Source organism: Streptomyces sp. T39 (genome assembly GCF_008042045.1).
GTDB lineage: Bacteria > Actinomycetota > Actinomycetes > Streptomycetales > Streptomycetaceae > Streptomyces.
This window is the reverse complement of sequence record NZ_RDBP01000164.1, coordinates 1-644: the sequence shown is the minus strand read 5'-3', so window position 1 is coordinate 644 and position 644 is coordinate 1. Positions and strand designations below refer to the sequence as shown.

General features: G+C 76.6%; 2 protein-coding genes. One reads left to right on the top strand and one right to left on the bottom strand.

What is annotated here, in order from left to right; all coding sequences use genetic code 11:
• A partial coding sequence (locus tag EAO77_RS36430) for an SDR family oxidoreductase (protein ID WP_147992575.1) occupies nucleotides 1–262 on the top strand: 262 nt, incomplete at its 5' end.
• Between the two features lie 105 nt (nucleotides 263–367).
• Here the strand turns inward: EAO77_RS36430 and EAO77_RS36425 are convergent.
• Nucleotides 368–634: a DUF4235 domain-containing protein gene (locus EAO77_RS36425; protein WP_147989840.1), complete on the bottom strand. Its 267-nt coding sequence runs from the start codon at nucleotides 632–634 to the stop codon at nucleotides 368–370.
• Nucleotides 635–644 lie beyond the last annotated feature (10 nt).

The window sequence follows — 644 nt, the reverse complement described above, 5'->3', positions numbered from 1 at the left end:
CACCGTCAACGCGGTCGCGCCCGGGGAGATCGCCACGCCCATGACCGGACAGACCGACACGGACGTCCGCGGCGAGGAACGCCCCGGCGTGCCGCTGCGGCGCCCCGGCGACGCGCGCGAGGTGGCCTCGGTCGTGGCCTTCCTGGCCGGCGACGACGCGTCGTACGTCACCGGCGCCTCATGGCCCGTGGACGGCGGCATGCTCCGCATGGGCCCGATGGCGGGATCCCATCTCGGCGACGACACCTGGCGGACGCCGTAGGGAGGCCGTCGCGGCAGCCCCCGCCGGCCGGGGCGGGTGAAACGCCCGCCGCCCCGTCGCGCGACGTCCTCGCGCGACGGGGCGGCGGGCGGCCGGGTGCTCCGGTCAGCCGGGCCACACCCCGGTCGCCCGGTGGACGGCGGTCGCGCCGGCCCGGTCCACCGTCGCCTTCACGGCGGCGAACACGGCTCCCTGCAGCGTGGCCGCGATCAGGATCTCGCGCCAGGTGCGGTCGGGGTCCGTGGCGTCCGGGGCGTCGTCGTCGTGGCCGAGCTTCTTCCAGACCTGCTTGAACAGCGCGCCCGCGAGCGCGCCGCCGGCCGCTCCCAGGGCCATGCCGATCGGCTTGTAGGCGACTTTGGACGCCTTCATCGCGTGACCT